Below are 262 nucleotides of genomic sequence, written 5' to 3' on the forward strand. Positions count from 1 at the left end.
GTATTTTTCGGTCAGCGACGAGGGCATCGGCATCGCAGCCGACAAACAGCTCAGTATCTTCCAAGCCTTCAGTCAAGCCGATGCCTCGACCACCCGTAAATACGGCGGTACCGGCTTAGGCCTGAGTATTTCCTCGAGGTTGGTGCAGAGCATGAAAGGCTTGCTCGAAGTCGACAGTGAGTTGGGGCGTGGCAGCTGTTTTTACTTCACCATATGCTTAGGTGTCGGCTTAGCCCCAGCTCAGCAGTCAACGCTGCTTGAT

The 262-nt window shown here is 54.6% G+C and carries 1 protein-coding gene; it reads left to right on the forward strand.

All coding sequences use genetic code 11. The annotated features are described in order from the left end of the window. The coding region (locus QN347_RS20180; RefSeq protein WP_323494457.1) for an ATP-binding protein at nucleotides 1-262 on the forward strand (262 nt) is incomplete at both ends.

The organism is Sphingomonas sp. 10B4, from assembly GCF_035019905.1.
Lineage (GTDB): Bacteria > Pseudomonadota > Alphaproteobacteria > Sphingomonadales > Sphingomonadaceae > Sphingomonas > Sphingomonas glacialis.